This window comes from Pseudomonas putida (assembly GCF_025905425.1).
In the GTDB taxonomy this organism is placed as follows: Bacteria; Pseudomonadota; Gammaproteobacteria; order Pseudomonadales; family Pseudomonadaceae; genus Aquipseudomonas; species Aquipseudomonas putida_AF.
Genome location: NZ_CP109603.1, coordinates 3,911,532 through 3,924,014, shown reverse-complemented (window position 1 = coordinate 3,924,014; position 12,483 = coordinate 3,911,532). Strand labels below are relative to the sequence as shown.

At 62.2% G+C, this 12,483-nt stretch carries 13 protein-coding genes; 6 read left to right on the top strand and 7 right to left on the bottom strand.

The window, feature by feature from the left end; translation table 11 throughout:
* Positions 1-36: 36 nt before the first annotated feature.
* The 5 genes from pcaQ (at position 37) to OGV19_RS17455 (ending at position 3,505) form a co-directional block, all read left to right on the top strand.
* The gene (gene pcaQ / locus OGV19_RS17475; RefSeq protein WP_264309900.1) at positions 37-969 is read left to right on the top strand and encodes a pca operon transcription factor PcaQ; all 933 of its coding nucleotides are present in this window, start codon (positions 37-39) and stop codon (positions 967-969) included.
* A 222-nt stretch (positions 970-1,191) separates the two neighbouring features.
* The gene (locus tag OGV19_RS17470) at positions 1,192-1,980 is read left to right on the top strand and encodes a BamJ family beta-barrel-assembly machinery protein (RefSeq protein WP_264309899.1); all 789 of its coding nucleotides are present in this window, start codon (positions 1,192-1,194) and stop codon (positions 1,978-1,980) included.
* A gap of 280 nt (positions 1,981-2,260) precedes the next feature.
* Positions 2,261-2,701 (top strand): YkvA family protein, encoded by a 441-nt coding sequence (locus OGV19_RS17465; RefSeq protein WP_027595901.1) that lies wholly within the window; start codon positions 2,261-2,263, stop codon positions 2,699-2,701.
* A gap of 100 nt (positions 2,702-2,801) precedes the next feature.
* Positions 2,802-3,140 carry a helix-turn-helix domain-containing protein gene (locus OGV19_RS17460; protein WP_264309898.1) on the top strand — a complete coding sequence of 113 codons (339 nt, stop codon included), beginning with the start codon at positions 2,802-2,804 and terminating at the stop codon, positions 3,138-3,140.
* Positions 3,137-3,505, top strand: a complete 369-nt coding sequence (locus OGV19_RS17455) for a hypothetical protein (protein ID WP_264309897.1) — start codon at positions 3,137-3,139, stop codon at positions 3,503-3,505. The genes OGV19_RS17460 and OGV19_RS17455 overlap by 4 nt, the downstream gene beginning before the upstream one ends.
* Positions 3,506-3,604: 99 nt before the next feature.
* Here the strand turns inward: OGV19_RS17455 and OGV19_RS17450 are convergent, their stop codons facing one another.
* Positions 3,605-5,686: a carboxy terminal-processing peptidase gene (locus OGV19_RS17450; RefSeq protein ID WP_264309896.1), complete on the bottom strand. Its 2,082-nt coding sequence runs from the start codon at positions 5,684-5,686 to the stop codon at positions 3,605-3,607.
* 138 nt (positions 5,687-5,824) lie between these two features.
* Between OGV19_RS17450 and OGV19_RS17445 the strand changes: the two genes are divergently transcribed.
* Positions 5,825-6,787, top strand: a complete 963-nt coding sequence (locus OGV19_RS17445) for an NAD(P)H-quinone oxidoreductase (RefSeq protein WP_264309895.1) — start codon at positions 5,825-5,827, stop codon at positions 6,785-6,787.
* Between the two features lie 123 nt (positions 6,788-6,910).
* On the opposite strand, the gene OGV19_RS17440 is transcribed toward OGV19_RS17445, so the two are convergent.
* The 6 genes from OGV19_RS17440 to OGV19_RS17415 form a co-directional block, all read right to left on the bottom strand.
* Positions 6,911-7,564, bottom strand: a complete 654-nt coding sequence (locus tag OGV19_RS17440; RefSeq protein WP_264309894.1) for an HAD family hydrolase — start codon at positions 7,562-7,564, stop codon at positions 6,911-6,913.
* 12 nt (positions 7,565-7,576) lie between these two features.
* Positions 7,577-8,566: an ABC transporter ATP-binding protein gene (locus OGV19_RS17435; protein WP_264309893.1), complete on the bottom strand. Its 990-nt coding sequence runs from the start codon at positions 8,564-8,566 to the stop codon at positions 7,577-7,579.
* Between the two features lies 1 nt (position 8,567).
* The gene (locus tag OGV19_RS17430; protein WP_264309892.1) at positions 8,568-9,362 is read right to left on the bottom strand and encodes an ABC transporter permease; all 795 of its coding nucleotides are present in this window, start codon (positions 9,360-9,362) and stop codon (positions 8,568-8,570) included.
* Complete coding sequence (locus OGV19_RS17425; RefSeq protein WP_264309891.1) at positions 9,352-10,191, bottom strand: ABC transporter permease; 840 nt, start codon at positions 10,189-10,191, stop codon at positions 9,352-9,354. Before OGV19_RS17425 ends, OGV19_RS17430 begins: the two co-directional genes overlap by 11 nt.
* Positions 10,188-10,994 carry an alkaline phosphatase family protein gene (locus OGV19_RS17420; protein WP_264309890.1) on the bottom strand — a complete coding sequence of 269 codons (807 nt, stop codon included), beginning with the start codon at positions 10,992-10,994 and terminating at the stop codon, positions 10,188-10,190. Before OGV19_RS17420 ends, OGV19_RS17425 begins: the two co-directional genes overlap by 4 nt.
* 137 nt (positions 10,995-11,131) lie before the next feature.
* The gene (locus OGV19_RS17415) at positions 11,132-12,196 is read right to left on the bottom strand and encodes an ABC transporter substrate-binding protein (RefSeq protein ID WP_264309889.1); all 1,065 of its coding nucleotides are present in this window, start codon (positions 12,194-12,196) and stop codon (positions 11,132-11,134) included.
* Positions 12,197-12,483 lie beyond the last annotated feature (287 nt).

The following is a 12,483-nucleotide window of genomic DNA, read 5'->3' as shown; positions in this document are numbered from 1 at the left end:
GCTGCATGGGGCCTGCGATGCGGTAAGCTTGGGGCCATGAACCTCGACACCCGCATCAAGTACCGCCACCTGCTGTGTTTCCTGGAGATTGCCCGGCAGGGCAGTCTGGCCAGGGCTGCAGACATCCTTGCGATCAGCCAGCCCGCGATTTCCAAGACCCTCAAGGAACTCGAAGCGCTGCTTGAAACACGCCTGTTCGAGCGCAGCCGGCAGGGCGTCGAGCTGACCCCGGCCGGCACCCGCTTCATGCGCTACGCCGGGCCCAGCGTACAGGCCCTGCGCGATGGCGTGAGCAGCCTGCGCGGCGAGGCACGTGCGCCGTCTCAGGTGCGCATCGGCGTGCTATCCACGGTCGAGGGCTTGTTGATGCCCGAGGTGCTGTGCCGCCTGCATCAACGCCATGAGGCGTTGCTGATCAGCGTGGTGACCGGCGCCAGTGCGCAGTTGCTCGGGCAGTTGCGCCTGGGTGAGCTGGAACTGGTGGTTGGGCGCATGACCGACAGCCCGCAGATTCAGGGGCTGTCGTTCGAGCACTTGTACAGCGAGTCGATGAGCCTGGTCGTGCGGCCGGGGCACCCGCTGCTGGCGAACACGCCAGTGGAGCGGGCGCAGGTAGGGCGTTATCCATTGGTCTTGCCACCCCCTGGCACCACCATTCGCCAGCACGCCGACAGCCTGTTCGTTCAATGTGGTATCCAGATGCCTGCGCAGCGGCTGGAGACCTTGTCGCTGGCCTTGAGCCGCCGCTACCTGCTGGGCAGTGATGCGGTGTGGGTGGCACCGCGTGACGCCGTGCTGATCGACCTTGGTCGCGGTGAGCTGGTCGAGCTCGACCTGGGTGTGCGTGAGCCGGGCGGCTCGGTGGGAATCTGTCGCAATGCGGCGTTGGCGCAGAGCCTGCCGGGGCAGTGGGTGTGCGAGGTGCTGCGCGAGGTGGCGGGGCAGTACCGGGAAGGCCAATACCCCTGACGCTTCAGAACACTGTGAAATAAACAGCCCTTAAACCCAGGCGAATTCGGCCCAAAGGGTCAATACTGGCCAGTGGCTGTAATGCGTCAGATGAATCATCGTTTAACTACTGAACTTCCTTAGCAAAACCCGCTCCTATGCCGGTAGCCATTGGTCATGGCCGCCTGCTAAGCTCGCGGCTTTACCCTGATTGCCCTTATGGCGCATGAACAAGGAAATAGCATGAAACAGCATCGTTTGGCGGCTGCGGTTGCCCTGGTAGGCCTGGTATTGGCTGGCTGCGACCAACAGGCCAGCAGCCCCGAGCTGAAGACTCCGGCACAGAAAGCCTCCTACGGTATCGGCCTGAACATGGGCAAGAGCCTGGCTCAGGAAGGCATGGAAGACCTTGATTCGAAAGCGGTCGCCCTCGGCATCGAAGACGCCGTCAGCAAGAAAGAGCAACGCATCAAGGACGAAGAGCTGGTAGAAGCCTTCACCTCGCTGCAGAAGCGCGCCGAAGAGCGTCTGGCCAAGGCCAGCGAAGAAGCCGCCTCCGCCGGCAAGAAGTTCCTTGAAGACAATGCCAAGAAGCCAGGCGTGGTCACTACCGCCTCGGGCCTGCAGTACGAAGTGATCAAGAAGGCCGACGGCCCGCAGCCTAAGCCGACTGACGTCGTCACCGTTCATTACGAAGGCAAGTTGACCGATGGCAAGGTGTTCGACAGCTCCGTCGAGCGCGGCAGCCCGATCGACCTGCCCGTCAGCGGCGTCATCCCGGGTTGGGTTGAAGGCCTGCAGCTGATGCACGTCGGCGAGAAATACAAGCTGTTCATCCCGGCCGAACTGGCCTACGGCGCCCAGAGCCCTAGCCCGCTGATTCCGGCCAACTCGGTATTGGTGTTCGACCTTGAGCTGATCGCCATCAAGGACCCGGCACAACTGCAAGGTGCAGAGCCGGAAGCCGAAGCACCGGCGCAAGCGCCAGCAGAAGCTCCAGCTGAAGCGCCAGCAGAAGAACCTGCCAAGTAATATTGGCTGGTTTGCGTAAAACGCCCCGTCTTGACGGGGCGTTTTCGTTTTGGCGCCAGATGCTTGGAAGAACCTCTGTCGGCTGGTACTGTCCGAGCAATAGCAGCGTGATGAAGTAGGATGCTTCTGACGCAAATCGTTTGCGGAACTGAAACGACTGTGTAAAAAACGCCCGATCTGACCGGGGCCCTTGCTTCGTGGGCACCTGACGTCAGAAACTTCGCCCTGTTCACAAGGTTATCCACAATAAATGTGGATAACCCTCCCTCTCGGAGGCTCCATGAGCGCACCCTGGAATTTCGCCCGTTTCCTGCCGCTGGCCGAGCGCCTGCTCAGCCGCGGACGGTTGCCGGCCCTGCTGTTCGCCGTGGCCCGCAAAGGCCCGCGGATCGGCCAGCTGCGCGAGGATGTAAAGCTGCTGCAGTCGCTGTGCCTGGCCTGGTGGCGTGGCGAATACCGCGCCATCAGCCCCAAGGCGTTGGTGACCATCGTTGCCGGCCTGTTGTACTTCGTCAGCCCTATCGATGCCATCCCCGACTGGTTGCTGGGCGTGGGTTTTCTTGACGACATCGCCGTGCTTGGCTGGGTACTGAAGACTGTCGCCGATGAGCTGGCGCGTTTCAAAGCCTGGCGCGACAGCCAGGCCCCAGAGCGGTTGCGGGTGGTCGAGCGGTTGCCGGATACCCCAGAAGCGTTGCGCTTGGAACGCAATACGCAGTGAAATCAGCCTGAGCTGCACAGACTCCCGTACTTGGTAATATAATTGGCATAAGGATTATGCCTACGGATTACATGCCGTAATCCTACGTAAGGGGGTTGTAATGGGTATTCAGGTTATTAGCAGGGACGGTCAGCCCGAGTACGCCGTCGTTCCCTGGGAGCAGTACCAGGCACTGCTCAAGGCAGCGGGGCAGGCGCCCGTCGAAGCGAATCTGAGTGAAGCGCAGGACAGTACCGCCAGTGCACCTTTGCCAGCTTTTGGCGAGGTTGCGCAGATCCGTCAGGCCAAGGGCATCGCCCCAGAGCTATTGGCGCGCAATGTGGGTGTAAGCCCAGCGTACCTGGCCATGATCGAGTCAGGCGAGCGACTGCCGGACGCCGCTATCCGCCGCGCCCTGGCCTGGCACCTGGGTGTGGCGGGTTGGAGTGAGCCATCATGAGCCAGGTCAGGATCAGCCGCCAGCATTGGCAGAGCCTGCTGGACGAGCTTGACCTGGCCCGTCGTCAACGTCATTTGCTGACGTATCGCGCGCTCATCGAGCGCTTGCAATTGCCCAGCCCGGCCATGCAGACGCTGACCGCCGCGCTGGAGTACCTGGCGGTGCTCGACGCTCGCGCCGAGCAGCCGTTGCGCAGTTCGTTGGTGATAAGCCAGGGCGCCAGCCGCCTGCCACGCACCGGCTTTTTCGAATGTGTCGAGCGATTGGGCCGCTTTGCCGGGCCAGTTGATGGCATGGAGGCGGCGTCGTGGCATGCCTCGGAAGTCGTCAGGGTATTTGAATACAGTTATCCGGAAACCGCCTGACACCCACCGCGCTCCTGTGCTGCGCGTTTTCAAACGGGTTGATAACAGAAGGGCCGGGTGCTTTCGCACCCGGCCCTTCTGTTTAACCCACGCCTAGCCTCAGTGCTTGGCCACCTGCGAGCTTGCGCTCAGGTAGTCGAGCAGAATGCGCCCTGTCTCGGACAAGTAAGCGTCGTCTTCCGGCTTGGTATTTTCATCTTCAGCCGGCAGAGCGTCTTCGTCTTCCTTCTTCAGCTCTTTGAGCGGCTCTTCGCCCTTGGCCTTGCGACGGATGTTCTCCAGGGCCAACTGCTTGCCCTCGATCTCATCGTGGCGGGCACGACGTTCCTGTTCGTTGAGGCTGACGGTTTTCTCGTTCATCAGCTTCTGGGCCAGGGCCAGGCGGTCGCGGATGTAAGTGAATTCGGCATCCTTGGCGCTGCGCGCTTCATGCTGTGCCTTGAGCTGGCTCAGGTACGGCTTGAACGGGTCGGCGGCCGGCTTGACCACCGGGCGGATGGTGTCCCACGGCATGGCCTCGGGCAAGGCGCTCTCACCGATTTCCTTGGTGTCGATGATCGACGGGTAGTCGATGTCTGGCAGCACGCCCTGGTGCTGGGTGCTCTGCCCAGACACCCGGTAGAACTTGGCCAGGGTCAGTTTCAGCTCACCATGGTTGAGCGGCTGGATGGTCTGCACGGTGCCTTTGCCGAAGGTCTGGCCACCGATGATCAGTGCGCGGTGGTAGTCCTGCATCGCGCCGGCGAAAATCTCCGAGGCCGAGGCCGAGAGACGGTTGACCAGCAGTGCCAGCGGGCCTTTGTAGAAGGCACCTGGGTTTTCGTCCTCAAGCACATCGACACGGCCGTCACTGTTGCGTACCAGCACGGTCGGGCCCTTGTCGATGAACAGGCTGGTCAGCTCGGTGGCTTCCTGCAGGGAGCCGCCGCCGTTGTTGCGCAGGTCGATGACCACGCCATCGACTTTCTCTTTCTGCAGTTCGGTGAGCAGTTTCTTCACGTCACGCGTGGTGCTCTTGTACTCCGGGTCACCGGCACGGTAGGCCTTGAAGTCCAGGTAGAAGGCCGGGATCTCGATGATGCCCAGCTTGTAGTCACGGCCATCCTGCTTGAGCTTGAGCACCGACTTTTTCGCGGCCTGCTCTTCAAGCTTGACGGCTTCGCGGGTGATCGAAACGATCTTACTGGTCTGGTCGCTCGGGGCATTGCTCGCCGGGATGATTTCCAGGCGCACGACCGAGCCTTTCGGGCCACGGATCAGCTTGACCACTTCATCCAGGCGCCAGCCGACCACATCGACCATTTCCTTGTTGCCCTGGGCCACGCCGATGATCTTGTCGGCCGGGGCTACCTGCTTGGTCTTGGCCGCAGGGCCTGCCGGCACCAGGCGCACGATCTTGACCTGGTCGTTGTCGCTTTGCAGCACTGCGCCGATGCCTTCGAGCGACAGGCTCATGTTGATGTCGAAGTTTTCCGCGTTGTCCGGCGACAGGTAGTTGGTGTGCGGGTCGTAGGACTGGGCGAAGGTGTTGATGTAGGCCTGGAAGATATCCTCGGCACGGGTCTGGTCCAGGCGCGCCAGTTGGTTCTTGTAGCGCTTGGTCAGGGTTTCCTGGATCTGCTTGGGCTCTTTGCCAGCGATCTTCTGGCGCAAGACTTCGTCTTTGACGCGTTTGCGCCAGAGGTCGTCGAGCTCGGCCTGGCTCTTCATCCACGGGGCGTCCTTGCGGTCGATCAGCAAGGTTTCCTTGGCGGTGAAGTCGATCTTGTCGACGCCCTTGTTCAGCTCGGCCAGGGCAAAGTCCAAGCGCTGCTTGACGCGGTCAAGGTAGCGTTTGTAGATGATGAAGCCAGGGTCGAGGTTGCCGCTCTTGAGGAAATCGTCGAACTGCGTCTTCCACTTGTCGAACTCGGCGATGTCGGCTGCGGTGAAGTAGCTGCGCGCAGGGTCCAGCAGCTTGATGTAGCTGTCGTAGATGATCACCGAGCGGGCGTCATTGAGCGGCGGCTTGCTGTAATGGTGGCGCTTGAGCAGCTCTACCACATTAAGGCTGGCAACGATCTCGTCGCGGTCCGGTTGCAGGCTGTCCCATTTGTTGGCGGCCGCCGCATTGCCGCCGAGCGTGAGGCTACCCAGGCCAATCATCAGGGCCAGGGCGGTGCTTGGAAGGAAATGCTTCATGCTGATTCGACGTGGGGGCAATTGATCACGCATAGTAGGCCGTCTATTCCGTTGCCGGTTCCATGGATCCGGACAAATACTGCAAAAAGCCTGGGGTAAGCGCCCCAGGCTCAGTCATGATTCAACTATGGAGGCACTGTGAAGGCATTGCAAGGCGAAGACGGACATGTGGAGTGGGTCGAGGCCGAGCGCCCGGTCCTTGACGCCGGCCAGGTACGCATTCGCGTGGCGGCTGCAGGGCTGAACCGCGCCGACCTGTTGCAAATGAAGGGCCTGTACCCGCCGCCGCCTGGCGCCAGCCCTTATATGGGCCTGGAATGCGCCGGTGTTATCGCCGAAGTGGGGCCGGGTGCCGACTGGCGTGTGGGCGAGCGAGTATGCGCGCTACTGGCCAGCGGCGCGATGGCCGAGGAAGTGGTGGTCGATGCCCGCCATGTGCTGCCGGTGCCGGAAGGCCTGAGCCTGCAAGAGGCGGCGGCGCTGCCCGAGGTGTATGCCACGGCGTGGTTGAACATCTTCCAGTTGGGCGCCGTTAAAGCCGGTGAGAAGGTATTGGTACACGCGGGGGCCAGCGGCGTTGGCTCGGCGGCGATCCAGCTGTGCAAGGCGTTTGGCAACCCGGTATATGTCAGTGTTGGCTCGCAGGATCGCCTGGCGTATTGCCAGGCGCTGGGCGCTGCCGGCGGTGTGGTGCGTAACGAGAACCTTGAAGCGCTGGAAGGCCTTGGGCCGTTCGACGTGATTCTAGACCCGGTCGGTGCCAGCTATGGGGCGCTCAACCTCCAGCTGCTGGCACGTGACGGGCGCTGGGTGATCATTGGCCTGATGGGCGGGCGCAAGTTTGAACTGGACCTCGCGCTGGTGCTGGGCAAGCGCCTGGAGATCACCGGGTCTACGCTGCGCAACCGTGACGATGGCTTCAAGGCCGAGTTGCTGCGTGAGTTGCTGCAGCAGGTGTGGCCGCTGTTCGCCGAAGGGCGGTTGTCCCCGCAACTGGTGGATACCTACCCGGTGGCGTTCGCCCAGGCAGCGTATGCCGCGCTTGAGAGCAATCAGGTGTCGGGCAAGTTGGTGATGGTTATCGATTCAAGCCTGGTATAAGCAGGCCCGGCCTCTTCGCGGGGCAAGCCCGCTCCCACAGGATCACTGCAATCCTTGAAGGTTGCGGTGATCCTGTGGGAGCGGGCTTGCCCCGCGAAGAGGCCAGTATGTTCAGCGCAATGATCAGCGCCAATTCAGAATCGGCCAGCCATTGATCTCTGCATGCTCCCTCAGCACCGAGTCAGGGTTCACCGCATGGGGATGATCCACCTTCAACAACAACGGCAGATCGTTCCGCGAATCGGAATAAAAACTCGCCCCCTCGAGGTTCTCCTGCTCCTGATCCAGCCATTCCAGCAAGCGGGTGATCTTGCCTTCACGGTAGGTCAGCACCCCATGGGTCTTGCCGGTATACACCCCGTTCACCGCCTCCAGTTCGATAGCCAGGTACTCGTCCACGCCCAACCGCGCCGCAATCGGCCCGACCAGGTGCGTACCTGAGGCGGAAATGATCAGAATACGGTCACTGCGCTTGCGATGCTCGGCGATGCAGCGGCAAGCATCGCCGAAGATGATCGGCTCGATAACATCCTCTACCCACGGCTCCACCAGATGCTCGACCTCTTCCAGAGTACGCCCGGCAATCGGCTCCAGGCTGAAGGCCATGTAGTCCTCCATCGCCAGGTGGCCTTTGCCATAGGCTTCCATCAATTCATGGTCGCGACGCAGGAAAGCTTTGCCATCGACCCAGCCCAGCCGGGCCATCTGCTCGCTCCACAGTGACGCGCAGTCACCGTGGATCAGGGTTTCGTCGAGATCGAAAATTGCCAGTGCCATTGTTGCTGTCTCCTAGGCCACTTCACGTAGCGCCGTGGGATCGATCGACAAGGATACCCGCTGGCCGTCCGCATGCAGGTCGGCAGACGAGCGGTTGAGCACGTCGACCACCAGCTCCACATCGCGCACCCGCACCCGGTAACGGATGACGTTGCCCAGCAGGCTGTGGCTGCGCACTTCACCGTCCAGCTCGCCATTGCGGCCCAGTGTGATGGATTCCGGGCGGATGGCCAGGCGGTTGGCCACCGGGCGTTGCAGCAGGCGGCTGGCGCTCTCTGGGTCGAGCAGGTTGTAGTTGCCGATAAAGCCCGCGGCGAACAGGTCCACAGGGGCGGTATAGAGGGTTTCGGCGTCGCCGCTCTGCACGATACGGCCCTGGTTCATCAGGAAGATGCGGTCTGACATGGTCAGCGCTTCTTCCTGGTCATGGGTGACGAAAATAGTGGTCAGCCCCAGTTCACGCTGGATCGCGCGAATCTGCTCGCGCAGGTGCTTGCGGATGCGCGCATCCAGCGCCGACAGTGGCTCGTCCAGCAGCAGCAGGCGCGGGCGGGTCACCAACGAACGGGCCAGGGCCACGCGCTGGCACTGGCCACCCGACAGCTGGTGCGGGTAGCGCCCGGCGAAGCTGCCCAGCTCCACCAGGTCGAGCACCTCACGCACCCGCGTCTGGCTCTCGTCGGCCTTGACCTTTTGCATGCGCAAGCCAAAGGCGACGTTCTGTTCCACGGTCATGTTGGGGAACAGCGCGTAGCTCTGGAACACCATGCCGATGCCGCGTTTCTGTGGGCTCAGCGGCACGATGTCCTGGCCATCGAGCAGGATGCGCCCGCTGTCCACCGGGGTCAGCCCGGCGATGCAGCGCAGCAGGGTGGACTTGCCGCAACCGGAAGGGCCGAGCAGGGTGACGAACTCGCCGCGTTCGATCTGGCAGTCGATGTTCTCGAAAACCGGCGTGCCGGCATAGCGTTTGTGCAGTTGCTGTACGCTGACGAAGCTCATGTCAGGTCTTGTCCTTGTTCAGGCGGTTGGCGACCCAGGTGAGTACCAGCACGAAGGCGAAGTAGGAGATCACCAGCGCGCTGTTGAAGTGGCCGCTGCTGTTGCGCATGTTGTTCAGGTACACCTGCAAGGTCTCGTAGCGGGTGCCGACCAGCAGGTTGGCGAACACGAACTCGCCGAACAGGAACGAGAACGACAGCAGCAGGGCCACCATCAGGCCTTTGCGCAGGTTCGGCAGCACCACCAGAAACGCCGCCTGCCAGGTGCTGGCCCCGAGCAGTTGGGCGGCGTCCATCAGGTCGCGCAGGTTGATCGCCTGCAGGTTGTTGGTGATCGCCCGGTACATGAATGGCAGGGCGATGGTGAAGTAGCAGCCGATCAGGATCCACGGCGTGCCGACCATGGCCATCGGCCCGCTGCCATACAGCTGCAGCAGCCCCACCGCAGATACCACCGGCGGCACCGCGAAGGGCAGCAGGATGAGGATGTTCATCAGCGCGTCGAGCTTGGGGAAGTGGTAGTGCACCACGAACAACAGCGGCAGAATCAGCACCACCGACAGCAGCAGCGCCCCCACGCACACCAGCAGCGACTGGCCGAAGGCCGCCAGAAAGCGCGGCTCGCTCCACAGCGCCACGTACCACTTCAGGGTCAGGCCGCTGGGCAGCAGGGTGGCCGACCAGCTGGTGGCCAGGGAGTAGAGCAAGGTGCCGGCCAGGGGCAGCAGCAGGATCAGGAACAGCAGGTACACCACCAGGCGGTGGTAGAGGCTGCTGGCGTTGGATTCAGCGCGCATGGTAGCTCCTTTTCAGCAGCCATTGATGAACCACCGTGACCAGCGTCATCAGGCCCACCAGTACCATGGCCAGGGCACTCGCAAGGTTCGGGTCGAGGCTGATGTCACCCGCGACCAGGCCGGCGATGCGGATCGGCAGCACGTTGAAGTTACCGGTAGTCAGCGCATACACCGTGGCATAGGCGCCCAGGGCATTGGCCAGCAGGATGACGAAGGTGCCGAGCAGCGCCGGGGTCAGCACGGGCAGGCCGATATGGCGCCAGAACTGCCAGTGGTTGGCACCGAGCAAGGCGGCCGACTCACGCCAGTCTTCACGCAAGGCGTCGAAGGCCGGGTAGAGCAGCAGTACCCCCAGGGGGATCTGGAAGTAGGTGTACACCAGGATCAGGCCGCTTTTGGAATAGATGCTGAAGTCTTCCAGCAGGCCGATCTGCTTGAGCAGCAGTGTCAGGGCGCCGTTGAAACCGAGCAGGATGATAAAGGCAAAGGCCAGCGGCACACCGGCAAAGTTGCTGGTCATGTTGGCGAAGGCGCTGACGAAGTCGCGCAGGCGTGAATCCACCTGGCGCAGCGAGTAGGCACCGAGGGTGGCGATGACAATGCCGAACAGGCTCGACCAGAAGCTGATTTCCAGGCTGCGTTGCAAGGCCTGCAGGTAGAACTTGGAGGCAAACACCTTGCTGAAGTTTTCCAGCCCCCAACCTGCCTCGGACTGCACGCTGTTGATCGCCACCCAGGCCAGTGGGGCGATCTGGAAGACGATGAAGAACACAGCGAACGGCAACAGGCAGAGCAGGGCAAGGTAACGGCCGCGATGGCTGGCATTCACGTGAGCAGCTCCCGGCACACGGTCTTGTCGTGGGCCACACCGAGCAGTTCGCAGATGGTCCCGCACAGCTCGGTTTGCAGCGGTTTGGCGGCAGGGTCGAGGCTGAAGCCATCGCCAAAGACGAACAGCGGGACCTCGCGCTCCTCGGCCAGCAGGCCATTGTGCGAGCGGTCGTTGTTCATGCCGTGGTCGGCGGTGACCAGTACCTGATAGCCCTCTTCGAGCCAGCGCGGCAGGTAGTCGGCCAGGAGGATATCGGCACTGCGTGCGGCGTTGCGGTACTGGCTGCTGTCCAGGCCGTGGCGGTGGCCGACGTCGTCGATGCTCATCGGGTGCACCAACAGGAAGTTCGGTGCATGCCGGCGGCGCAGGTATTCGGCGTCGGCCAGCAAGTGCGAATCGGGGTAGCGGTCGTCCCAGTAGAACAGGCCATGCTGGATCGGCAGCTTCGGCGCATGGGTATGGCGGTCTCGCTGCGCATCGAAGGGGGAGCGGTTATACAGCTCGCTCATCCAGTGATAGGCCGCCGCCGCCGTGCCCAGCCCGGCCTCGCGAGCGTAGTGGAACACGCTGCGCTGGTTGGACAGGCGGTTGACGTTGTTGTGCACGATGCCACTGTCGATCGGCGACACGCCGGTGAGGATGCATTCGTACAACGGGCGCGACAGTGACGGTAGCTCGCACTCAACGCGGTACAGCGCGGCGCGATCGGCCTCGACGTAGGCGTGCAGGTGGCCCATGGCGTGGTGGGCGACCTGGTGGTTGAGGCCGTCGAGCAGGACCAGGATGACATTGTGTTGCATGGTGGCTCCAGTCATTACCGCGTTGTTCTCTTCGCGGGCAAGCCCGCTCCCACAGGACCTCCATAGCGCTCAAGGCTATTGTGGGAGCGGGCTTGCCCCGCGAAGAGGCCGGATCAGGCACTAGAAAATCCAGGCCGTTATTCCATCTCGATGATCACTTGTTCCTGCCACATCTGCGGCAGTTTCTTCGAGGTCGCTTCCCAGGCCTCGGCATTCTTGATCGGCTGCGCAGCGCCGTACTGCTCGTTGGGCAGCAGCTTGGCCTGCACATCGGCCGGCAGCTTCAGGTGCTCGGCGCGGATCGGCCGGGCGTGGCCGATGGCCAGGTTGGTCTGCCCGGCATCACTGAAGATGTACTCACGCGCAAGCTTGGCCGCGTTCGGGTGCTTGGCGTATTTGTTGATGATGGTGGTATAGCCCGAGATCACCGAACCGTCCGACGGGATCAGTACTTCGAAGCGCTTGGGGTCGATCTGTTGACGGTAGCTCAGGCCGTTGAAGTCCCACACCACGCCCACTTCAACCTCGCCCTTCTCCAGGGTCTGGATGGTCGGGTTGGCCAGCGACAGGCGCTTCTGCTGGGCCAGTTTGGTGAACAACTGCAGGCCCGGCGCAATATTGGTTTCGTCGCCCTTGTAGGCGATGGCGGCAGCCAGCACGCCGTTGGCGGCCTGGGCAGCGGTGCCGACGTCACCGATCGCGACCTTGTACTTGCCCTTTTCCAGGTCATGCCAGGTTTTAGGGCGTTCCTCTTCCTTCACCAGGTCCTTGTTGATGATGAAAGCGATGGTGCCGGTATAGGCCAGCGCCCAGTGGCCGTCCTTGTCCTTGGCCCACGCTGGCACCTGGTCCCAGGTGCTCGGTTTGTACGGTTGGCTCACACCCTTGGTGACGGCAATCGGGCCGAAGGCGGCGCCGACGTCACCGATGTCGGCGCTGGCGTTGTCCTTTTCGGCATCGAACTTGGCCAGCTCCTGGGCCGAGCTCATGTCGGTGTCGCTGTGCTTGAGGTCATACTTGCTGGCCAGGTCTTCCCAGGTACCTTTCCAGTTGGCCCAGGCATCAGGCATGCCCACGCTGTTGACGGTGCCTTCCTTGCGGGCGGCGTCTTCCAGGGCCTTGAGGTCGGTACCGGCGGCCATGGCCGTGGTACACAAGGCGATGGCCGAACCGAGCAGTGACGCCATGAAGAACTTTTTCATCCGAAGCTCCTTGGGTGGGTGCCGTTTGCGATCGTTGTCATGAATGAAGTGGTAGCCAGCGACCTTTGGTCTAGGTCAGCAAACCTTGAGCCAAGGTAGGCCGCTTGCGTGACAGTTTGATGTAGGGGAAGGCTTCAACCGATGGATCCGGCTGCCTGAAAATACAGCGTAGACCAGATCACAAGCCCTGATTTAGCGGGCCTGGCCCGATTCTGGCAAAGCCCTTGTGGCGCCTTTGTCACAGGATGTTCATCAGCCCTGCCTAGGCTTGCACTACGCTCCAAGTG

What these genes read in the sequence shown, in the direction of transcription:
- pcaQ (WP_264309900.1), top strand. Translation starts at nt 37, where the DNA reads ATGAACCTCGACACCCGCATCAAGTACCGCCACCTGCTGTGTTTCCTG.
- OGV19_RS17470 (WP_264309899.1), top strand. Translation starts at nt 1,192, where the DNA reads ATGAAACAGCATCGTTTGGCGGCTGCGGTTGCCCTGGTAGGCCTGGTA.
- OGV19_RS17465 (WP_027595901.1), top strand. Translation starts at nt 2,261, where the DNA reads ATGAGCGCACCCTGGAATTTCGCCCGTTTCCTGCCGCTGGCCGAGCGC.
- OGV19_RS17460 (WP_264309898.1), top strand. Translation starts at nt 2,802, where the DNA reads ATGGGTATTCAGGTTATTAGCAGGGACGGTCAGCCCGAGTACGCCGTC.
- OGV19_RS17455 (WP_264309897.1), top strand. Translation starts at nt 3,137, where the DNA reads ATGAGCCAGGTCAGGATCAGCCGCCAGCATTGGCAGAGCCTGCTGGAC.
- OGV19_RS17450 (WP_264309896.1), bottom strand. Translation starts at nt 5,686, where the DNA reads ATGAAGCATTTCCTTCCAAGCACCGCCCTGGCCCTGATGATTGGCCTG.
- OGV19_RS17440 (WP_264309894.1), bottom strand. Translation starts at nt 7,564, where the DNA reads ATGGCACTGGCAATTTTCGATCTCGACGAAACCCTGATCCACGGTGAC.
- OGV19_RS17435 (WP_264309893.1), bottom strand. Translation starts at nt 8,566, where the DNA reads ATGAGCTTCGTCAGCGTACAGCAACTGCACAAACGCTATGCCGGCACG.
- OGV19_RS17430 (WP_264309892.1), bottom strand. Translation starts at nt 9,362, where the DNA reads ATGCGCGCTGAATCCAACGCCAGCAGCCTCTACCACCGCCTGGTGGTG.
- OGV19_RS17420 (WP_264309890.1), bottom strand. Translation starts at nt 10,994, where the DNA reads ATGCAACACAATGTCATCCTGGTCCTGCTCGACGGCCTCAACCACCAG.
- OGV19_RS17415 (WP_264309889.1), bottom strand. Translation starts at nt 12,196, where the DNA reads ATGAAAAAGTTCTTCATGGCGTCACTGCTCGGTTCGGCCATCGCCTTG.